17 protein-coding genes are annotated in these 23,310 nt (G+C 31.5%); 8 read left to right on the forward strand and 9 right to left on the reverse strand.

All coding sequences use genetic code 11. The annotated features are described in order from the left end of the window. Positions 1 to 5 precede the first annotated feature (5 nt). The 8 genes from FHK87_RS02660 to FHK87_RS02695 all read right to left on the reverse strand — a co-directional run bounded on the left by FHK87_RS02660 (position 6) and on the right by FHK87_RS02695 (position 10,088). On the reverse strand, positions 6 to 950 hold the full coding sequence (locus tag FHK87_RS02660; protein WP_140589442.1) for a beta-1,6-N-acetylglucosaminyltransferase: 945 nt from the start codon (positions 948 to 950) through the stop codon (positions 6 to 8). Positions 951 to 987: 37 nt separating this feature from the next. Next, complete coding sequence (locus FHK87_RS02665; protein ID WP_140589445.1) at positions 988 to 2,178, reverse strand: polysaccharide pyruvyl transferase family protein; 1,191 nt, start codon at positions 2,176 to 2,178, stop codon at positions 988 to 990. 29 nt (positions 2,179 to 2,207) lie between these two features. Next, a complete protein-coding gene (locus tag FHK87_RS02670; RefSeq protein WP_140589447.1) occupies positions 2,208 to 3,224 on the reverse strand; it encodes a glycosyltransferase family 2 protein in 1,017 nt (338 codons plus the stop codon). Further along, positions 3,217 to 4,341, reverse strand: a complete 1,125-nt coding sequence (locus tag FHK87_RS02675) for a glycosyltransferase (protein WP_226294022.1) — start codon at positions 4,339 to 4,341, stop codon at positions 3,217 to 3,219. The genes FHK87_RS02670 and FHK87_RS02675 overlap by 8 nt, the downstream gene beginning before the upstream one ends. Before the next feature lie 23 nt (positions 4,342 to 4,364). Next, positions 4,365 to 5,492: a glycosyltransferase gene (locus tag FHK87_RS02680; RefSeq protein WP_140589452.1), complete on the reverse strand. Its 1,128-nt coding sequence runs from the start codon at positions 5,490 to 5,492 to the stop codon at positions 4,365 to 4,367. A gap of 18 nt (positions 5,493 to 5,510) precedes the next feature. After that, positions 5,511 to 6,794 (reverse strand): nucleotide sugar dehydrogenase, encoded by a 1,284-nt coding sequence (locus tag FHK87_RS02685; RefSeq protein WP_140589455.1) that lies wholly within the window; start codon positions 6,792 to 6,794, stop codon positions 5,511 to 5,513. A gap of 39 nt (positions 6,795 to 6,833) precedes the next feature. After that, positions 6,834 to 7,829 (reverse strand): SDR family oxidoreductase, encoded by a 996-nt coding sequence (locus FHK87_RS02690; RefSeq protein ID WP_140589457.1) that lies wholly within the window; start codon positions 7,827 to 7,829, stop codon positions 6,834 to 6,836. A 252-nt stretch (positions 7,830 to 8,081) separates the two neighbouring features. Then, positions 8,082 to 10,088, reverse strand: coding sequence for an alpha-ketoacid dehydrogenase subunit alpha/beta (locus tag FHK87_RS02695; protein ID WP_140589460.1), 2,007 nt, complete (start codon positions 10,086 to 10,088; stop codon positions 8,082 to 8,084). A gap of 254 nt (positions 10,089 to 10,342) precedes the next feature. Here FHK87_RS02695 and FHK87_RS02700 point away from each other — a divergent pair, with 254 nt between their 5' ends. The 6 genes from FHK87_RS02700 (at position 10,343) to FHK87_RS02725 (ending at position 16,800) form a co-directional block, all read left to right on the forward strand. Continuing rightward, the gene (locus FHK87_RS02700) at positions 10,343 to 11,293 is read left to right on the forward strand and encodes an isopenicillin N synthase family dioxygenase (protein ID WP_140589462.1); all 951 of its coding nucleotides are present in this window, start codon (positions 10,343 to 10,345) and stop codon (positions 11,291 to 11,293) included. Between the two features lie 12 nt (positions 11,294 to 11,305). After that, a complete protein-coding gene (locus tag FHK87_RS02705; protein ID WP_140589465.1) occupies positions 11,306 to 11,638 on the forward strand; it encodes a translation initiation factor in 333 nt (110 codons plus the stop codon). 77 nt (positions 11,639 to 11,715) lie between these two features. Then, positions 11,716 to 12,654, forward strand: a complete 939-nt coding sequence (locus tag FHK87_RS02710; protein WP_140589467.1) for a DUF1835 domain-containing protein — start codon at positions 11,716 to 11,718, stop codon at positions 12,652 to 12,654. A gap of 1 nt (position 12,655) precedes the next feature. Further along, positions 12,656 to 13,540: a nucleoside phosphorylase gene (locus FHK87_RS02715; RefSeq protein ID WP_140589468.1), complete on the forward strand. Its 885-nt coding sequence runs from the start codon at positions 12,656 to 12,658 to the stop codon at positions 13,538 to 13,540. A gap of 48 nt (positions 13,541 to 13,588) precedes the next feature. Then, positions 13,589 to 15,673: a polyphosphate kinase 1 gene (gene ppk1 / locus FHK87_RS02720; RefSeq protein ID WP_140589470.1), complete on the forward strand. Its 2,085-nt coding sequence runs from the start codon at positions 13,589 to 13,591 to the stop codon at positions 15,671 to 15,673. A gap of 275 nt (positions 15,674 to 15,948) precedes the next feature. Next, positions 15,949 to 16,800 (forward strand): substrate-binding domain-containing protein, encoded by an 852-nt coding sequence (locus FHK87_RS02725; protein WP_140589472.1) that lies wholly within the window; start codon positions 15,949 to 15,951, stop codon positions 16,798 to 16,800. A gap of 913 nt (positions 16,801 to 17,713) precedes the next feature. Here FHK87_RS02725 and FHK87_RS02730 read toward each other — a convergent pair. Beyond that, complete coding sequence (locus FHK87_RS02730) at positions 17,714 to 18,379, reverse strand: uracil-DNA glycosylase (RefSeq protein WP_140589474.1); 666 nt, start codon at positions 18,377 to 18,379, stop codon at positions 17,714 to 17,716. An 87-nt stretch (positions 18,380 to 18,466) separates the two neighbouring features. On the opposite strand from FHK87_RS02730, the gene FHK87_RS02735 reads away from it, so the two are divergent. Then, entirely contained in the window at positions 18,467 to 20,647 is a 2,181-nt protein-coding gene (locus FHK87_RS02735) for an endonuclease MutS2 (RefSeq protein ID WP_140589476.1), read from the forward strand. Between the two features lie 130 nt (positions 20,648 to 20,777). After that, the gene (locus FHK87_RS02740; RefSeq protein ID WP_140589479.1) at positions 20,778 to 23,276 is read left to right on the forward strand and encodes a PIG-L family deacetylase; all 2,499 of its coding nucleotides are present in this window, start codon (positions 20,778 to 20,780) and stop codon (positions 23,274 to 23,276) included. Positions 23,277 to 23,310: the final 34 nt, after the last annotated feature.

Below are 23,310 nucleotides of genomic sequence, written 5' to 3' on the forward strand. Positions count from 1 at the left end.
TTTATTTATACTAATACTTTGTCATCTAGTAATTGTAATATTTCGTCGTCATATTCGATATCAAATTTTCGTGCAAAAAGCTTGTCATCTTGTTGCATCAATTCGTCAAGGTCATCTTTTGCAAAAGTTACAGGAAGTGTACAATTTTTTCTCTTCCAATTGGTGTACATCAATGACGGTTTACATTTCTCTTCGGGAAAAAGACTATGCACAATACTATGGAAAAAGATTTCACTAACAGATACCGTATCTTTATGATATGGGATGTAATCAGGATGCTTATCTAAAAAAGATAATATTTCTAGAATTGTGCTCATAGGTAACGCCCACCAGAGTTCACCTCCATATGGTTCTATATACTTTGGGAATTTTCTTTTTGTAAAAAGTTTGAGTGCTAATTTCGGTTTTACAGATACTAATTTTGCTACTTTCTTAAGATTGTATAAGGTATAGAAGTCTTTGTGATACACATGCGGAAACTTAGTAATCACCCTATCAGAACCATAAATTTTGAACCCATAAAATTCTAATCTATCCATACCTCTGTATTTTCCCCAGATTCCTTCTTCTGTTGGCATTTCGAACCTATCGATATAATTAATATCCGGATTATTAGTCAAGAAACGTACAATTTCTTTAGAATTTTTAATTGGATAACATTGTCCACTTAATACCATTACAGTTCCTTCTACCTCATTTTGTTTAAGAAAATGCATTACATTAATCATTGCATCTACAACAGAAAAATTACCCCAAGTCACAGAAACTCTAAAACTTTCAGGGATAAAATATATGTTTTTTCTTTCCTTTAGTACTGCTTGATAGGGTTCTATTTCTTTTCGACCATCAACATGAATAAAAAAATTGACTTGCTCTTGATCTAATGCATTTACTAATTTTTCTACCTGTTTTGGGTTTTTGTGTACTAAAAGTAAGTAATTAATAATCATAAAATTATATCATTTGGGGCTCGCCGATATTTTATATTTACTGCAATGTATTAATTTCTTTAGCAGCTTCGATAATCCTGCTCTTATATTCTGGCATCATACTTACTAGATAGGCTCTTACTTTTTCTTCTTTGGCAGCAAAGTTTTTAAATTGTTCAATTAAATCCTCTCGTTCATTTAATGACTGTACAGGAAATACATATCCTTCTTCTGTTCCAAAAAGATCACGAGCAATACCGATGGCTTTAACAGAATATCCAACAACTAAAGTTGGTACACATTGTGAGTATGCTGCTATAGAAGAGTGTGTTCTAGCCGCTATAAAAATATTACATTTAGAAATGATATATTTTAATTGAGAACAATTGAACTTATTGTCTTCTGCAACAAAAATTACTCTATTTGTGTCTTTGAAGTTTTCATATAACTTCTTTAAAGGGATTCTATCATCATTATGATCCCACATCACATGGGGTATCAATGCAATCTGATATTTTGTTTCTGCTATAAGATATTCTATTAATGCTTTATAGTTGTCAAACGCAGCTCCTTCATTCTTTTCATAAGACATAATCATAGGGCTAAGATTAATCCCTATAGTATTGCCTTCTTCAAAGCCTTGTGGTAATTCGACTTCTTCTTTTTCTAAAAGAAATGCAGGGTCAGGGCATAATCGTGCTTTTTCTACTCCTTTTTCTAATAATGCATTATATGTGATCGTCTCTCTTGCAAAAATGAATTCATATTGTTTCAGGTCTTCTACCATTTCATCATCCATAGCGCTAGGTTCTATAGAACATCCCCACAACACCGTTTTTGAACCATTTTTTCTAACATAAGAATTGATATAATATATATCTCCCGGTCTACCATAACAGTAGTTGTCTCCTCCAATAGAGAGAGCCAATGTATTTTTGTCTGCCCTATCAAAAATCTCTCTATGCGCAATTCTATCAAAAACATCTTTATCCCCAAGAACCTTTAGCTTAAACATTCCCGAAATATAATTAGCAGAAAATTTTGAGTCTAATGGTTTAGTTTGAGGAAAAACCTTACATTCTTCATGAACATCAAATTGAATATCCTCATTGGGTCGCATCGAAAATAATATTTTTTCTTTGCTGATATCAGGAATTGCTTTTTCCATAATATCTAATGTGGTTTTTACGATGGCTTCGCACCCATGGTTATAACTTCCTCCATGAGGATACATCATTAGTTTATTCATTTTTAGTTGATTTTATTATTGTTTATTGGTTATTTACTACTTTTTGTCATACCATTGATCAAAATAAATGGTGTGATCAATTTATATTTCATACAAAATATGATCCATCCGGCATATTTTTGTTTGTCAAAATAAAGAAAACTTTTCTTTAATTCTTTATCATTGAGCAAAGATCTAATTTTACTTTTTTTCTCAGAAAACTCTAATTTTATATTATTGCAAATCGCAAATAGCATATTATAATAATAATCAAATAGTCTACTGTATAAAACTTTTAGACTGATCTCATCTGTAAATCCTAAATAGGTAAAGAAATCCAACAAAACATAATGAATACGTTTTGCCAATTCTGTTTTATTCTCATAATTCTTTTTTGATAAAGACTCTGTGTTTTCATGAATGTAATGATATGAGACTTCATTAGTCAACGCTAGCTTCTTTACATGTTTTAAATATTCAAAATTAAAAAGTAAATCTTCTCCATAGGATAATGAGGTATCAAATTTAATATCATGCTCTTCAATAATATTTCTAAAATAAAGTTTATTCACAGGACCAAAGAGCAAAAATTTCTGAATAAGTTCTAAAAATAGGTCTCTATTCGGATTTTCTATATCAAATTCTTTATGGTCGACACTCCATTTATCAAACATATTGCCATTACTATCAAAAGACTCGATGGAGCAAACTGCTAATTGAGCATTTTGCTTTTCTAAAACTGATAGTAATCTTTCTATATAATTTGCTGCTACATAATCATCGCTATCAATAAATTGAATGTACTCTCCTTTAGCTACAGCAAGTCCTGTGTTTCTGGCATTAGAAACTCCTCCATTGGGGATATCGATCACTTTTATACGATCATTATTAGCTTTGTATTCTTTACAAATTGATAAACTAGTATCTTTTGAACCATCATTGACCAGGATAATCTCAATATTATTGTAGGTCTGATCGCAAATAGATTTGATACAACGACTCAAATATTTTTCAGAATTATAAATAGGGACAATAACACTTATTAAGGAGAGTAGTTGTTTATTCATACCACATTTTTTCTATTTCCTGAACCGTTACTTTTATATCAAAGTCTTTGCTTCGTTCTTTACTTTTCTCTGCATAATGAGCTCTTAATGATTGATCGCCAAGAAATTTTTTGAGTCCTTGGTACAAAGCATCTTCGTCATTTTCTGTGATCAAACCATATTCACTATCACCGAGTAATTCTGTCATACCCGAACAATCTGTAGCAACAACAGGTTTACCCAGAATCAATGCTTCAGTAACTACTGTACTAAACCCTTCTGATCGTGAAGAACATACAAAAGCATCTGCCGCATCTAAAAATGAATATGGATTTGATTGAAAACCATATAATGTGATAATTTCTTGTAAATCATGCTGATGAATATATTCTTCCAGTATTTTTCTTTGTGTACCTTCTCCTAAAATCCATAATTCAAAAGCATATTCTTCTTTGAGACGATTCACAATTCTAACCAATCGATCATATCCCTTTTGGTCTTCGAGGCGACCTATAGTGATCAGTCGTATTGGTTTTGTCTTGGCTTCATGTTGTGTTTGCAAAGCTTTTCCTTTAATTTCTTCTTGGTCAACCGGGTTATACTTTACGGTAAGCTTATCTTGTATGTTAAATTTTCGAGAAAATGCATCTTGTACACTTTTAGATACACTCGCAATATGGTCAAACTTTTTATATGCTTCAATTTCCTGCTCAAGACTTTTATACTCTTCACTTGTCCAATGATTTGCTTCTAAATCTATATGTACCCAAGCAATCTTTTTGGAATTAGGATTTGAAGATCCACTAATAATTTTTGTACTATATCCTTCTATATAAGCTACTTCTATATCATATTTTCCTTTTACAAATAGTTTATAAAAAGTTTTTGGAGACAGCGAATGATAAATAGACAATTTCATTTTGTTTATGATCCTCATCCATAAACTACTTAAAAATCCTTTCTCCCCATTATTTTGATCAAAAATATAATGATATTGAATATGTGCGGGATATATATTGGTATCAAAGTGTTCTTTTTTGATACTGTATAAAGTAATTGCGTAACGATCAGGATCTAATTGCCTAAGGAGTGTTTGTAAAATTTTTTCTGCACCTCCTGCATATAGGCTGTTATTCATAAAAAGTATGTTTGTCTTTTTTGTCATAACAATTCTTCTATACTTTTTACAATAGCGTTAATATCAAAATCAACACTTCTTTCTTTACTTTTTTCTGTATAGTGTACTCTTAAAGAGGCATCACTTAAAAACTTCTTTAATCCTATGTATAATGATTCTGTATCGTTTTCTGTGATCAATCCGTACTCATTATCACCTAATAACTCTGTCATACCCGAACAATCAGTTGCCACAACAGGTTTTCCTAAGATTAATGCTTCTGTAACTACTGTGCTAAACCCTTCTGATCGTGAGGAGCAGACAAAAGCATCTGAAGCACTAACAAATTGGTATGGATTTTTCTGAAATCCTTGTAAAGTGACTACATCATGTAAATCATTATCAGAAATATAGTTTTCTAAATCAGATTGTTGAGATCCTCTACCAACAATCCATAATTCAAATACAAAACCATCAGACTTTAGTTTTTTTACTATTTCCAGTAGGCGATCATATCCTTTTTGATCCTCAAGTCGACCCACTGTTACTAATCGAATTCCTTTTTTGGGAAGGATGTTATCAAGCGGTTTTTCTGCTTTAGATAAAATGTCCTCTCTATCAATAGGATTATATTTAACTGATAATTTATTGGTAATCCCGAATCGTTTTGAAAATGCATCCTGTACACTTTTAGCTACGCTAACAATATGATCATAATTTTGATAGACCTCTTTTTCTTCCTGTAGATTTTTGTATTCTGTTTTTGTCCAGTGGTTTGCGTACAAGTCTATATGTACCCAAGCGATTTTCTTAGAGTTAGGATTTGTAGAATTGCCTATAATCTTGGTAGCAAAACCTTCGATATAGGCAATTTCAACATCATATTTTTCTTTAAAGAAGCGAGAGTAAAGCCATTTTGCAGGCATTTTTCGAATCAAATTATATCTAATTCCGTATACTCTTTTTTGTAAAGCATTTAATGTATCTCTGTTAGGTAATATACTTTTATAGGTACAAATAGAATTAAGATAATCATTGTAAACCCCCACATCAACCAAAGAGCATACTGTGATCTCATATTTGGTTGCATCCAAATTTGATACCAGGTCAGTCAATACTTTTTCTGCTCCTCCCCCCGAAAGGCTTTCTATAAAGAATAAGACTTTTTTCACTATTATTTTAAAATCTTCTTATAATCGACCATGTACATTTTCTGTCAATATTCCTTTTACATCATACAATACTCCATTAGATTCTAATAAGGAATTAATATCAACATCTAAAAATTCTTTGTGTGCAACAGTCAATACTACTGCATCATATTTTTCAGTTGGTAATTGGTTTATGGTTTCTAGATTATATTCATGTTTTACCTCTTCAGGACTTGCCCAAGGATCAAATACAGTTACATTTGTCCCAAAATCTTTAAGTTGATTGATGACATCTACGGCTCTTGTATTACGTACATCCGGGCAGTTTTCTTTAAATGTTATTCCTAGTACCAAAACATTAGCTCCTTTGATATGGATATCATGCTTTACCATTAGTTTTATGACCTCAGAAGCCACATATTGTCCCATACTGTCATTCAATCTTCTTCCTGCTAAAATAATTTCTGGATGATATCCAAATTCTTGTGCTCTTTGTGCTAAGTAATAAGGATCAACACCTATACAATGTCCTCCTACTAATCCTGGTTTGAAAGGAAGAAAGTTCCATTTTGTACCTGCAGCTTCTAAAACGTCATTGGTATCAATATCCATTAAGTTGAATATTTTTGCCAATTCATTTACAAAAGCAATATTAATATCTCTTTGTGAGTTTTCTATAACCTTTGCTGCTTCTGCTACTTTTATAGTTGGTGCCAGATGTGTTCCAGCTCCTATAACAGAATTATATAAATCATCTACTTTTTTACCAATCTCGGGAGTAGATCCAGAGGTAACTTTCAATATTTTTTCTACAGTATGCTTTTTGTCTCCTGGATTGATACGCTCCGGAGAATACCCTGCAAAGAAATCTTCATTAAACTTTAATCCGCTGAATTTTTCTAATACTGGGATACATTCTTCTTCTGTTACACCAGGGTAAACTGTTGATTCATAAATTACGATATCTCCTTTTTTTAATACTTTGGCAACTGTCTCACTAGATTTATAAAGTGGAGTAAGATCCGGCCTATTGTTTTTATCTACAGGAGTAGGAACTGTAATTACATAATAATTACAATCTTTTATATCTTCTAAATTTGAAGAACAAAAAAGACCTTTACCTTCTATAGATGGAGAGTCTTTTAAAACAGATTGTAGTAATTCATCCTCTACTTCTAAAGTTGAATCTGTACCCGAAGACAACTCTTCTACTCTACTTTGATTAATATCGAATCCGATAACAGGATATTTTGTAGCAAAAAGCCTCGCTAAAGGTAATCCTACATATCCAAGTCCTACAACAGCAATTTTCATGTCTTGCATACTTATAATATTTGTTTATTTAAGATAATGTGTTTCGTATTATAAATGTTTCCAATACCACTTTACAGCTTCTTTTAGCCCTGACTCCATATCAAATTCTGGAGCATACCCCAATAATTCTTTTGCTTTATCTATAGAAGCCAAAGAATGCGGAACATCTCCCTTGCGCTCAGGACCATATTTTATGTCAACATTACCAATAGTAACATCAAATTCTGATAAATATTTTTTAAGAAGTGTAGTTAATTCGTTAAGAGTTGTTCTTTCTCCATAGGCAGTGTTATAAATTGTGTTGAGAGCGTCTGGATTTTCTGATACCATTGCTCTAAGATTCATTTGTATTACATTATCTATATAAGTAAAATCTCTTGAAAATGACCCATCGCCATTGATTACAGGAGATTCATGTTTCATAAGTTGCATGACGAATTTTGGAATTACAGCTGCATAAGCTCCATCCGGATCTTGTTTACGTCCAAAGACATTAAAATATCTTAACCCGATAGTATCTAAATCATATGTACGCTTAAAATTATCCGCATATAATTCGTTAACATATTTTGTGATGGCGTAAGGTGATAAGGGCTTTCCTATATTATCTTCTATTTTGGGAAGTGTTTTTGAATCACCATAGGTAGAAGAACTTGCCGCATATATAAATCTTTTGACTTTTGCATCACGAGCAGCGATCAACATATTAAGAAAACCACTTACATTCACTTCGTTTGAAGTTATTGGATCATTGATTGACCTTGGTACCGATCCCAATGCTGCTTGATGAAGTATAAAATCTACTCCCTTGCAAGCCTTATGGCAATCTTCTAGATTTCTTATATCTCCTTCTATAAAAGTAAAGTTTGGATGTTCTTCTATTGCAGCAATATTCTTTTTATGCCCAGTAGCAAAGTTATCTAAAGCAATTACAGTACTACCAATGTCTAATAAAGCTTCACATAAGTTAGAACCTATAAAACCAGCAGCACCGGTTACCAATATTGTAGAAGAACCTATATGTTCCAAATGTTTTTTATCCATGTATTATATTTAATCTCCCGATTTCTAAACCCAAAAGATTTAAAATTAGTATAAACTAGGCGCGAAATTAAGATTTACTTAAGGAACATACAACATATGCCAAAGGGGATTTTACCCCTATTTTTCTAAGCTTTTATTTAATATCGTTTAAAAACTTTATTTCATCGACAATCAGCACAATACATGAATAAAAACAAACAAATTAGTATTCAATTTTAAAAAAAAATCATAACATTTTCTTAATATTCTAGATTAATACTCTAATAAATCAAGTAATTCTTTTTCAAATCTACTTTTTGCCAGATATTGATTTTCTAAATTTTGATCAAAAGGAATTGGAGTATCAAGACTTGCTACTCTTTTTATTGGAGCGTCTAAATATTCGAAACAACTTTCAACTATCATGGCTGAAATATCAGAAGCGATACCTCCAAACAAAGAGTCTTCTTGTAAAATGATTACTTTACCTGTTTTCTTAACAGAAGCACATATAGTTTCTACATCAAGAGGTTGAAGTGTTCTTAAATCAATAAGATCTGCCTGAATATCTTCCATTTTTTTTAACACTTCTAACGCCCAATGTACTCCAGCGCCATAGGTAATAATCGAGATATCACTTCCTTCTCTGATTACAGAAGCTTGTCCTAGTGGGAGATTGTAATATCCATCGGGAACTTCTTGTCGAATACTTCTGTATAATGCTTTATGTTCAAAAAACAATACTGGATTTGGGTCTTCTATTGCTGTTATTAAAAGCCCTTTTGCATCCTTAGGAAATGCTGGATATACTACCTTAAGCCCAGGCGTTTTTATAAACCAGGCTTCATTAGTTTGACTATGAAAAGGACCTGCTCCTACACCAGCACCACAAGGCATCCTAATCACTACATTCGCAGACTGCTCCCATCTATAATTTGATTTTGCCAAAAGATTTACAATAGGATTAAAACCTGATGATACAAAATCTGCAAATTGCATTTCTACAACTGCTTTCATCCCATTTATAGACAATCCATATCCTGTAGAAACAATCCCTGACTCACAAATTGGTGTATTACGAACTCTTTCTTTTCCAAAAATATTCACAAACCCTTCTGTAATCTTAAAAACACCCCCATACTCTGCAATATCTTGCCCCATGATCATTAGATCATCATGCTTTTCCATCGCAACTTTAAGCCCATCAGAAATAGCATCTACAAACCTTAGTTCATAAGTTGATAAACTTGGTTTGATTTCTTTGTAATCAAAGTTGGTATACACATCATTCTTTTCTTTGTCAAGATCTACATCAACAGCGGGTTCATTATTTGCTTTATTCCAATGCAAATTAATTTTATTTTTAATTTCTAAAGTTGTAGCAGCATCTTGTTCTTCTGACCATAAATGGTTTTCTATCAAGTATTTTTTATAATTTTCTATAGGATCTTTTGTTTCCCAAAATTTCATTAAATCTTCAGGAACATATTTGGTACCACTAGCCTCTTCATGTCCTCTACGTCTGAAGGTTTTAAACTCTAAAAGTACAGGCCTTGGTTGTTTTCTAATACTTGCAGCAAGTGTAGATACTTTATCATATACCTCTAAAACGTTATTACCTTCAATTATAAAAGATTCTATTCCATATCCTTTACCTCTATCTGCAAGGTTTTCACAATGATATTGTTCATAGGTAGGTGTAGATAATCCATAACCGTTATTCTCTATACAAAAAATCACAGGTAAATTCCAAACAGAAGCAATATTAAGCGCTTCATGAAAATCACCTTCACTCGTTCCTCCTTCTCCGGTAAAAACAGCAGTAACTTTATTATTTTTCTTCAATAGGTTTCCTAAAGCAATTCCGCATGCTACTGCCATCTGAGGTCCCAAATGAGAAATCATACCCACAATATTAAATTCTTGTGTCCCAAAATGAAAAGAACGATCTCGTCCTTTGGTAAAACCATTATTTTTTCCTTGCCATTGACTAAAAAGCCTATACATCTCAATATTTCTAGACGTAAAAACCCCAAGATTTCTATGCATCGGTAAAATAAATTCATCCGGCTCTAAAGCAGCTGTAACACCAACTGCAATAGCTTCTTGACCAATACCGCTAAACCATTTTGATATCTTGCCTTGTCGCAAAAGAACAAGCATTTTTTCTTCAATAAGTCGTGGTTTCAACATTTTTTGATAAAGAGAGACCAAAATATTGGTATCATATTCTTTCCTATCAAAGTATAATTCAGCTTTTTGTTCAGAAATATGCTCCATAAAAGAGGTTTTGAGTTTTAATTTGTGTTTATTAATCATTCTCAACTCATATAATTATCTTATAGTACTAACTAGTTGTTAATTTGAATACAACAATTCTATGAATTATTTAAATTTACTAAGTTTTTACAGCTATACCTTAATAATCTCATAAATTAGTACTTTTTTAAAAAAGTAAACAAAAATCGAAACTGTAATAGCGTTTTTTTAACAAAATACTTCTATTTTAGTTTCCTAAATTTATTTTGATACCAATGAATACTATACCAAGCGTAGATCTTGCAGATTTTATATCAACAGAACCTGCACGCAAACAGAAGTTTGTAGACGAAATAGGAAAAGCATATGAAGAAATCGGATTTGTAGCTCTGAGAAATCATTTTTTGAGTGATGAATTGGTAAAAAATTTGTACAATGATGTTAAATCATTTTTTGCATTACCTCTAGAAACAAAAGAGAAATACGAGATAAAAGGATTGGGAGGTCAACGAGGATATACATCATTTGGAAAAGAACATGCTAAAGGAAAAAAAGAAGGTGATCTTAAAGAATTTTGGCATTTTGGACAAGAACCTGATCCTAATGCAAATCTAATAGAACAGTATCCAGAAAATGTAGCAGTCGAAGAGTTAGAAAGTTTTAATGCTACCGGAATGGAAGCCTACAGAATGTTAGAAAAAACAGGGATCTATGTACTTAGAGCTTTGGCTATATATATAGGATTAGATGAGTATTATTTTGATCATTGGGCAAGTAATGGTAATAGCATTTTACGACCGATACATTATCCCCCAATTGAACAAGAGCCAAAAGGAGCTGTAAGAGCTGGTGCACATGGAGATATTAACCTTATCACTTTACTCATGGGGGCATCAACAGGAGGCTTACAAGTACAGCGCAAAGATGGGGAATGGATAGATGCTATACCAGAAGAAGATGAATTAGTGATCAATGTAGGAGACATGTTAGAAAGACACACTAATAATAAACTTAGATCTACCATACATAGAGTAATAAATCCTCCAAAAGAGCAATGGAGCGAACCTAGATATTCAATCCCATTTTTTATGCACCCCAGAAGTGATATGAAACTTGATTGTTTACAAGAATGTATTACACAAGATAATCCTAAACAATACGATGATATTACTGCTGGTGAGTTTTTGCATCAACGACTTGTAGAAATAGGATTAATAAAAAAGTAATTCAATTTCCAAATGGATTTACAAGATCAATTAAAAAATTTATTTCCTGATCATCGACCTGAAGAGAACGAAGATGTTACCGAAGACAAGCATGATGAATTATGGATGCAGGAAGAACCTTTACTTTGTAAATATGAAAAAAGAAAAGGAAAACCAATCACTATAATAGAAGGATATACAGGAGCTACCAATGATTTTAAACTTTTAGCAAAAGAAATTAAAACGTTATTGAGTGTTGGTGGCAGCTATAAAGATGACAAAATTATAATACAAGGGGATTATAGAGATCAAATAATGAGTTTTCTAAAAGATAAAGGCTTTAAAGTAAAGCGTGTCGGAGGATAATACTTCTCTCTTTTGATTAGAAAATATTCATTAATTATATACTAGATACAGTAAAAGAAACTAAAAATTAGTCAGTTTTGGGAAAACGTACGCTACATATTACAAACGGTGATGTTCTTACTCAACGTTTGGATGAGATGAAATTGATTGATGGCGATGTCCTTATTTGGAGAGAGATGCTATGCGAAGGCCCTACTGAAGTCGAAATAGAATCTGAAAGTGCTTTAAAAAAAAGAAAAGAATTTCTAAAAAGATATTACAGAATTCCTTTTAAAGATTATGAAGCAAAATTTGTTCCGCAACTAAAAAAAATTAAAAACTTATCTGATTATGATGAGGTAATCCTTTGGTTTGAGTATGATTTATTCTGTCATATCAATATGGTTGCTGTAATCAGCCTTTTGATTCGTAATGGTATCAATGACACACCTGTTTTTTTGGTATGTAGCGGAAAGGTAGAGCATGAAAAGAAATTATTTGGTCTATGTGAACTATCTGATGCTTTATTAAAAAAACACTACGAAAATAAAGTTAAGCTTTCTTTGGATGATCTTGAGCTTGCTGCACATATCTGGACTTTATATTGTGAATCCAAACCTCAAAAAATTGCTGGTCAAATCAAAAACAATTCTTCCTTTGAATATTTGTCAATCTGTTTGAGAGCACATTTACAGCGTTTCCCTAATATGCTTACAGGTCTAAATGTATTAGAACATAACATTTTAGAAATGGTAAACAATTATCAAATCAAAAATGTAAAACAACTTATGGGATATGCTCTAGAGTATCAGGGATATTATGGATATGGAGACATGCAAATGAAAAGAGTGATAGCAAGGCTTTTTCAGTTTTTAGAACAGAAAAAAGATCGCCTGCAACTATCAGAAAGAGGATTACTTGCTATGCAACAAAAGAAAAACTTTTACAATACTCAAATACTTGATTGGTATTATGGAGGAGTAAAAAAATACGATTATTTATACAATAACGATTCTCACAAATTATTAAAATTATAATATGGCTATAGCCGAATCTGAATTCATTTTAAATAGTGATGGAAGTATCTACCATCTTAATCTCAAACCAGAACATATTGCTACTACTATTATTACAGTAGGTGATCCAGATAGAGTAGCACAAATAACACAACGATTTGACCATATTGAGCACACTGCTCAAAAACGAGAATTTTGTACACATACAGGAACATACAAATCTCACAGAATTACAGTTATATCTACAGGAATCGGAACCGATAATATTGATATCGTTTTAAATGAATTGGATGCATTAGTAAATATTGATTTTGAAACAAGGGAAATAAAAAATCAAAAAACAGCTTTAAATGTTATTCGTATCGGAACTTCCGGAACGATTCAAAAAGATATTCCTATAGATAGTTTTGTAATGTCAGAAATGGCTATTGGTTTTGATAGTCTTTTACATTTTTATAAAAGCGAACATATTCAACAAAAAGAGTATTCTGACGCGCTAATTGAACATTTAAAATGGAATGAGAGTAAATTTACTCCTTATGCTGTAGCATCCGATGATAATTTGAGTAGACATCTTATGAGTGATTCGGTAAAAAAAGGAATTACCGTTACTAATGTTGGATTTTATGGCCCACAAAGTAGAGTTTTGAGACTTCCGCTAAAAGATAGTGACTTAAATAAAAAAATTGCTTCTTTTGAGTATAATGGTAAAAGGATCACAAATTTAGAAATGGAGACCTCAGGAATATATGGAATGGCAAAATTATTAGGTCACAAAGCAGTTTCTATGAATGCCATTTTAGCTAACAGAGCAACAGGTGAATTTTCAAAAGACCCAAAAAAACTGACTAATCGACTCATTGACTATACCTTAGAAAAAATTGTAGCGTATTTAGACGTTATTTAACCTAGAGTTAAATATAAAGCAAAAAGAATCCTGTATTTTGCAGGTACTATGAGTACAAAAAAATATCCCTATAAGCATCGAGATCTTAATTGGCTAAGTTTTAACGAAAGGGTATTACAGGAAGCAGAAGACTCCAGAAACCCTCTTTATGAAAGATTAAAATTTCTCGCTATTTTTTCTTCTAACCTAGATGAATATTTTAGAGTAAGGCTATCTAGATTAAGGCAAATTAAAAAAATTGATAAAAAAATACGTAAAAAACTTGCTTTAAAACCGAGCAAACTAGTTAAAGAAATTATTCAAATTGTAGAACTCCAACAAGAGAGGTTTGGTACTATAATGAATACAGTACTCATCCCAGAATTAAAACAAAATGGGATACATTTAACCTTTAATGACTCTTTTACCGCCCTAGAAAAAGAGTATGCAAAAAAATATTTTGATTCGACAATAAAGTCACATATTGATATTACTATAATTGATGGAGAACAATCAGAACTTCCTTTCTTGAAGAATAACGATCTGTATTATGTGATAACGTTTCAAGATGTAATAGAAAACATTGGTATTATTAATATTCCTACACGTATTTTAGATCGATTTGTATCTTTTCCATCTAAAGGTAACATACATACAATCACATTTTTAGACGAAATCGTAAAAGAAAATATAGCCACATTATTTCCTAATCACAAAATAGAAGCATGTTATCAGATTAAGGTTTCAAGAGATGCAGAATTATATATTGAAGATGAATTTGATGGCGTGCTGGCCCAGAAAATAAAAGAATCATTGGACCAACGTGGGAGTGGGCAACCTACTCGATTATTGTATGACGCTTCTATGCCTAAACCTATTAAAAAATTAATACGAACTATTTTTAAAGTTGGCAAAATTGATATGGTTCCTGGTGGGAAGCACCATAATTTCAGTGATTTTTTTGGTTTTCCTGATCCAACAAATAACTCCAATCTTCATTATCAAAGTGTTGAACTTGTAAAACATAAAAACTTTGAAAACCATGCTGATTATTTTGAAATAATTGCCAAGCAAGATCAACTGGTTCATTTTCCTTACATGTCTTTTGATTATGTACAAAACTTAATTGATCAAGCTGCTTCAGACCCTACTGTTACTGAGATAAAGATTTCGCTATATCGAGTAGCCAAAGAATCTGATTTAACTTCTGCACTATTAAAAGCGCTTAAAAATGGTAAAAAAGTGATCGTATTTGTAGAAGCAAAAGCAAGATTTGATGAAGAGAATAATTTAAAATGGGGAGAGATTTTCGAGTCTAACGGGGCTTCTGTTTTTTATAGTTATCCAAAAATTAAAGTACATTCAAAAATTTTATTAATCAAGAGAACAGAAAATCGTAAAAACAAACTTTACGGTTACATTGGTACCGGTAATTTTAATGCCAAAACATCAAAGATTTATTGTGATCATGGATTATTAACAGCAAGGCCCGAAATAACTTCTGAACTTGATGAGGTTTTTAATGTATTATCAGGTAGAAGTGTTCATATACAACCAAAACATCTTTTGGTATCTCCTTTTATCACCAGACAAAAATTTGAAAAACTAATTGATATTGAGATTGAAAATGCAAAAAGAGGATTCAAAGCCCAAATTATTTCAAAGCTCAATAGTCTTGAGGATAAACAAATGATCAACAAATTATACGAAGCTAGCCAGGCTGGAGTAAAAATAACCTTGGTTGTTAGAGGTTTTAGTTGTTTGATACCAGGTATAGAAGGGATTAGCGAAAATATAAGAATTACTAGTATACTGGACAGGTATTTAGAACATGGAAGAATATACTATTTTGAAAATAATGGTGATCCTAATGTTTTTATAGGAAGTGCCGACTGGATGACAAGAAATCTTGACAAACGTATCGAGGTTTTAACTCCCATTTTAGATGAGTCATTAAAGAAAGAGCTTATTGATATTCTACAAATCCAAGTAAATGATAATATAAAAGCAAGAATACACGATATTGATGAGTCTAATCATTACCAAATAAAAAAGGATGAAGAAGAGTTCATCCAATCACAGAATGCCATAAGAGAATATTTATTAAACATTCACTCAAAACAAACAACTGTTATTAACCAAACAATATTCTAAAACTTATTAGCGCGTTTAGTAATAAAAGAAAAGCTATAAATACGACAATACCATTCTCTAAGGAATTATTTTTTAGTTTTGCAACTTTAACTAAAACTTTGTCATTTTTAAAAAGATTCTTTTTCATAGCAATATTGTTTTTTTATTATTCTTATTAGTTGTTATTCAAATATATTCCTTACAAAAAGAATATGATTCAAATATAACAATCTAATTTGTTTTAATCGATAAAAAACATAAAAAATCGACAAAAAACACAATTTAAAGTATTATAAATGCAAAATATAAAAATCGGTGGTGTTCCAGAGCATTTTAATTTACCCTGGCATCTAGGCATTGAGTCTAATCAATACGTTGAAAAAAACATCAACTTACAATGGATTGATTACCCGGGTGGTACAGGAGCTATGTGCGAAGCACTAAGAAATAAGGATATCGATATGGCTGTCATCTTAACCGAAGGTATTGTAAAAGATATTACAGACGGCAATCCTTGCAAAATTGTACAAACCTATATACAAACACCATTAATATGGGGGATTCATGTTTCTCAAAACTCCAGATACACAGCATTATCGCAGCTTAAACATACTAAAGCTGCAATTAGTAGGTATGGTTCTGGTTCGCATTTGATGGCTTATGTAAACGCTCAAGATCAGAAGTGGGATACAACAACACTACAATTTGAAGTTGTAAAGAATCTTGATGGTGCTGTAGATACTTTAACACAAGGAACAGCAGACTACTTTATGTGGGAGCATTTTACTACAAAGCCATTGGTAGATAATAATACTTTTAGAAGAGTAGCTGACTGCCCTACTCCATGGCCATGTTTTGTAATTGCCGTAAGAAATGAAATTTTAAACGACTCATCAGAATGTATCCAAACTGTTTTAGAAATCATCAATTCGACTTCTACCAATTTTAAACAAATTCCATCAATTGATAATATACTTGCTGATCGATATAAACAACAACTAGAAGATATACAAAAATGGCTTACATTAACAGAATGGAGTCAATCGCAGCTATCTACCAATATGCTTCTCAAGGTACAAGATCAATTGTACGAATTAGAAATAATCAATAAAAAGCTTACGCCTGAAGCATTTTTACATTCATTTTGAAAAAACATAACCATACTATAAAGCCTCATCTAAGATGAGGCTTTTATAAATTAATGAGTAAAACATTCACTATCACATTGGGCCGCACATATTTGATCTAAGAATACTGGTGGATAAGCACATGCTTCTCTACACCCTTCTAAGCATCCTCCAATTTGATATTTAAAAAATACTGACCCTTTAATACTTTTCAATTTATCTCGTGAAATTTTAAATTTTTTAAGATGATGTAATGACATATTATCGGTTTTAAGATTACACACCTAATATACCAATATTTCCCCACTTCACCTAAGTAAAAACACTGTCTTTTAAATCAGTAGACAGTTTTAAAATTTAAAATAAGCATGATTACTATATTATATAAAAGTAGAAAAATCTTTTTTGTAAAGTATCAATGTATTTTAAATTAAATGCCCCATCTTCTACTTCAAAATCAGATTCTAATACCCCATTTGTAATTAAAAATTATAAAATGGAGGTAGGGTATTTTAATAATAAAACGTTATATATATAAAGAACACAAATAAATTAAGATAATGTTAAGATTTATATGATATATTATATAATTATTTATCAATTATCTAATTCTTAAAGATATAGGGTATATAAAAGTAGACAAAGCAAATATTTTTGTACATTTGCCAAGCCTACCCCAAGTAAAATGAACTAATTATTAGCGCATACGCAACCATTTTAATATGTATGCATCAATAATTATAAATAGACTGTTATGGTAACCTTTTTAATAATATTAGCAAGTTTAGTAGTTTTTAATTTTGTTTTACTCAAGTTTAGTATGCAATCTGTAGACTCTGCTAAAAAGAAATCAAAATCTAAGATTGACTCTTTGTCAAAGAAATCTTCAGATAAGTCGAAAACAAAAGACATTCCTAACGCCGCATAATCGTTTTTACCAATTAATTGTTATTTGATTGGTATCCTTTAGATATGTATTAGCTAAACTAAAGTGCTTATTACCAAACCAATATCCTCTATTCGCGCTTAACGGAGAAGGGTGACCACTGGTTAAAATATGATGCTTATTCTTATTTATTTTAGCACCTTTCTTCTTTGCATATCCACCCCATAATAAAAAAACAACATTCTCTTTTTTGTCAGATACTATTTTTATTACTGCATCTGTAAATTGCTCCCAGCCTTTATTTTGATGTGAACCTGCTTGATGCGCTCTTACTGTTAATGTTGCATTTAATAATAAAACACCTTGTTTTGCCCAACGTTCAAGATTACCACTAGATGGATAAGGAATATTTAAATCATCTTCTATTTCTTTAAATATATTAATCAATGACGGAGGAAAGGTAATACCATCTTTTACAGAAAAACACAACCCGTTTGCCTGATCAGGACCATGATAGGGGTCTTGACCTATGATAACAACTTTTACATCATCAAAACGACAATGGTCAAATGCAGAAAAGATATATTTCCCTTTTGGATAACATGTATGATTTTTATACTCTGCTTTCACAAAATCAATTAACGTTTTAAAATAAGGTTTCTCAAACTCTGTTTCAAGTTGTTCTTTCCAACTGTTTTCTATATTTACACTCATTTAGGTATCAAAAATTATAACAATTATGTACTTTTGTCTGGTTCAAAATTTGATCGAATATAACCCAAAAATCGGGTAAAAAAAAGTATGATTCGCATTTCAAAAAAAACACTAGACGATCTTGAGTTTGATGTTGTTCTTAATCAAATTGCAGAACTTTGCAATACTGATTTAGGAACTTCAAAAGCCTTAGATATAACACCTTTTTCTACAGAAGAAAAATTACTAATTGCGCTGCAGGAAGTAAACGAATATGTTTCTTCATATATGCAAGATGCACGTATTCCTAATCATGGATTTGATAGCATTACTAAAGAAATTCAGTTATTAAAAATTGAAAATACATTTCTCGAAGCGCTTAATCTTAAACGATTAATATCTCTTAATAAAACGGCTAATGATTTATTAATTTTTTTCAGGAAAAATAAAGAAATCTACCCTGTATTATATCAAACATCAACAGATGTTCCTTTTACCACTGACATTATAAATTTGATAGAAGCTGTCATCGACAAGTTTGGTGAGGTCAAAGACAATGCCTCTCCTACTCTATTAAATCTGAGAAAGCAAATTAATATTTTACAAGGTAAATTAAATGGTAGCTTTGGCAAAGATTTATCTCGTTATAATAGTTTTGGATATCTAGATGAGATCAAAGAAAGTGTTGTAGATAATCGAAGAGTTCTTGCCGTAAAAGCTATGTACCGTAGAAAAGTTAAGGGTGCAATTATGGGTAATTCTAAAACAGGAAGTATTGTTTATATAGAACCCGAAGCTACATTACAATTTAGTAGGGAACTTAGCAACCTTTTATATGAAGAACGAGAAGAAATCGTTAAAATCCTAAAAGAATTAACCGACAGGCTTAGACCCTTTACTGAATTATTAGAACAGTATCAGAATTATCTTGGTAACATTGATGTTATTGCAGCCAAATCAAAATACGCGAATCAACTTAATGCAATTTTACCAAAAATAACTACAGATCGTGAATTGAATTTAAAAGATGCTTATCATCCTTTATTATATATTACCAACAAAGAAAAAGGTGAAAAAACATTTCCGCAAAGTATAACACTAGATCAAGAGAATAGAATAATCGTAATTTCTGGTCCAAATGCCGGAGGAAAAAGTATTACCTTAAAAACAATCGGTTTATTACAAGTTATGCTGCAAAGTGGTATGCTTATCCCTGTGCACGAATATAGCAGAATGTGTTTATTCAATGTAATTCTAACCGATATCGGAGACAATCAGTCTATAGAAAATCACCTAAGTACCTACAGTTATCGGTTAAAAAACATGAACTATTTTTTACGCAAATGTAATGATAGAACTTTATTTTTAATTGATGAGTTTGGTACAGGAAGTGATCCAGAACTTGGAGGTGCATTAGCCGAAGCTTTCTTAGAAGTTTTTTATGAACGTGAATCTTATGGAATTATAACAACTCATTATGCTAATCTAAAAATGTTAGCCAATGAACTTCCATATATGAGTAATGCAAACATGTTATTTAATGCCAAAACTCTTGAACCACTCTTCAAACTATATTTGGGAGAAGCAGGAAGTTCGTTTACTTTTGAAGTAGCACAAAAAAATGGGATTCCATATAGCTTAATCAATAAGGCTAAGAAAAAAGTAGAAAGAGGTAAAATAAGATTTGATAAAAGTATCGCCAATCTACAAAAAGAACGTTCAAAACTACAAAAAACAACCTCTTCGCTGAAGAATAAAGAGCAAAAAGCAGAAGAAGAAAAAGAACGACTTGAAAAAACAAATTCTAGAATACAACAAAAACTTGAGAGCTATCAAGAATTATATGATAGCAATCAACGTATGATCTATCTCGGACAAAAAATAGATGAACTCAACGAAAGATATTTTAACAATAAGAAAAAAAGAGAGCTAATCAATGAGTTTATCAAGATTGTAGAAGTAGAAAACTCTAAACGCAAAAAACAATCTGCAAAGCAACGTAATATTGAAAAAGCTAAAGAACAAAAAGTTGTAAAAGAAGTAGCAGAAAAGGTAAAAGTAATTCGAGAAAAGAAGAAAGAAGAAAAAAAGAAAATAGAAAAAGAAGCTCCTCAAAAACCAAAAGTAATTTTAAAGATCGGAGATCGAGTAAGAATGCTCGATGGTAAGTCTGTCGGAACTATTGATACAATAGAAAAAGGCAAAGCTGTTGTAAATTATGGGATATTTACAACCAATGTTGCTATAGATCAACTTGAATTTGTAGAATCCGGTAAGAAAAAGAAATAGGGACTTTGGCTCTGACGTTTACCGTAGACGAACGATTTTACTGCTGTTAAAGAAACCTTAAAGCACAATAATCAGAATTTTATCTTTATATATTTGATAAAATTCAATTAAAAATTGCTTCAACAACATCATGCGAAAATCACTTTTTGTTCTCGGTATATGTATATTATTTTCTTCTATTGCTTTAGCACAAAAACCTCAAAAACTTAACGCTTCAGAAATTCATCAAGCCATAAAAAAGCTTAATTTCTTAGGTTCTGTTTTATACATTGCAGCACATCCTGATGATGAAAATACAAGACTTATTTCATATATGTCCAACCATGTCAAAGCTCGTACAGCTTATTTATCTCTTACCAGAGGTGACGGAGGGCAAAATTTAATTGGCCCGGAAATAAGAGAATTACTTGGAGTAATCAGAACTCAAGAACTATTAGCTGCACGTAGAACAGATGGAGGAGAACAATTATTTACTCGTGCAAACGATTTTGGATATTCAAAACATCCAAATGAAACATTATCAATATGGGATAAAAATGAAATTTTAGGCGATGTCGTTTGGGCAATACGTAAGTTCAGACCGGATATAATTATTAATCGTTTTGACCACAGAACCCCAGGCACAACTCATGGTCATCACACTACCTCTGCAATTTTAAGTACAGAGGCCTTTGATTTGACAGCGGATCAAAAAGTATATCCCGATCAATTACAATACACAACTACATGGCAACCAAAACGACTTTTTTTTAATACTTCCTGGTGGTTTTATGGAAGTCGTGAAAAATTTGCAAAAGCAGATAAAACAAAGCTATTACAATTCGACATTGGCACATACTATTCTGCTCTAGGATTATCCAATACAGAAATAGCCGCATTAAGTAGAAGTCAACATAAATCTCAGGGATTTGGTAGTACAGGAAACAGAGGGCAACAAAATGAATATGTAGAATTAATCAAAGGACAATTACCAAAAGATAAAACCAACATCTTTGAAGGTATCGACACATCCTGGAATAGAATAAAAGGCGGAAAACCAATTGGAGATATTCTGTATAAAGTTGAAAAAGAATATGATTTTGAAAATCCTGCAGCCTCTATCCCAGAATTAGTAAAAGCATACCAACTCATACAACAGCTCGAAGACAAACATTGGAAAACTGTAAAAACTAAAGAAATCAAAGCTATCATTGCAGCAGCTTCAGGGCTTTATCTAGAAGCCGTAGCTAATCAATCCAATGTAGCAACAGGAAGTACAATAGACTTAAAAATAGAAGCGATAAATCGTAGTACAACTAAAATGGTACTACAATCTTTGGCAATAAACAAATTAAATATTAAAGAAAATACTGCTAAAGAAATGTCCAATAATGCCAACAATTCTTTTGAGTTTAATGTAAAAATTCCAGATAATTTAAAACCTACTAATCCATATTGGTTAAATGAAAAAGGTACATTAGGTATTTATAATGTAAAAGATCGAAATTTAATAGGAAAACCAAATACTGATCATGAAATAAAAGCAGAATTTGTAGTCTTAATAAATAATGTTGCTATTCCTTTTATAAGAGAAATTGTGTACAAAACAAATGATCCTGTAAAAGGCGAAGTATATAAACCATTAGAAATTGTTCCTGCTATTTCTGCAAATATCAAGGATAAGGTTATTATTTATGCTAATGAAGATTCAAAACAAATACCTGTTACTATAAAAGCCGGAAAACCTAATCAAAAAGGAAAAATTAGTTTGAATCATCCGGACAATTGGACGGTGACCCCAGAATCTATAGATTTTACTTTAAATCAAAAAGGAGAAGAAAAAAGAGTGGTTTTTACGTTAACACCTCCTACGACCCAAAGTGAAGGGTATATTGTACCAAAAATTGAGATAAACAATAAAATCTATACCAAAGAAGTGGTAACTATAGATTATGATCATATCCCGTATCAAACCGTAGTATTGCCGGCAGAAACAAAAGTTGTACGTTTAGACATACAAAAGAAAGGTCAAAATATTGGTTACATAGAAGGTGCTGGAGATGTCGTACCTGAAAGTTTAATGCAAATTGGATATAAAGTTACAATTATCAATCCTAATACGATTACCACCGAAAATTTAAAAAAATACGACGCTATTGTTGTAGGCATACGAGCATATAATACAGTAGAACAATTAAAATTCAAACAAAAATACTTGCTTGAGTATGTTCAAAATGGAGGGAACTTAGTGATACAATACAACACTAATAGAAGATTGAAAGTTACAGAAGATCTTGGCCCTTTTCCTCTCAAAATATCAAGAGATCGGGTTACTGATGAAAATTCTAAAGTAACACTACTTGCAAAAGACCACGAAGTTTTAAATACTCCAAACAAGATTACAGAAAATGATTTTAAAGGATGGGTACAAGAAAGAGGTTTATATTTTCCAAATGAATGGTCAGAACAATATACACCAATTTTAGAAGCTCATGACAAGGGTGAATCTGAAAAAAAAGGCCCACTTTTAATTGCAAAATTCGGGAAAGGATATTATGTGTATACAGGACTTAGCTTTTTTAGAGAATTTCCTGCCGGTGTATCGGGAGCATATCGTCTTTTTGCCAATATTTTATCTTTAGGTAAATAAGAAGGATATGAAACAAGCAAAAGAAAAAATAATT

Origin of the sequence: Aquimarina algicola, assembly GCF_006443095.1 — a bacterium.
In the GTDB taxonomy this organism is placed as follows: Bacteria; Bacteroidota; Bacteroidia; order Flavobacteriales; family Flavobacteriaceae; genus Aquimarina; species Aquimarina algicola.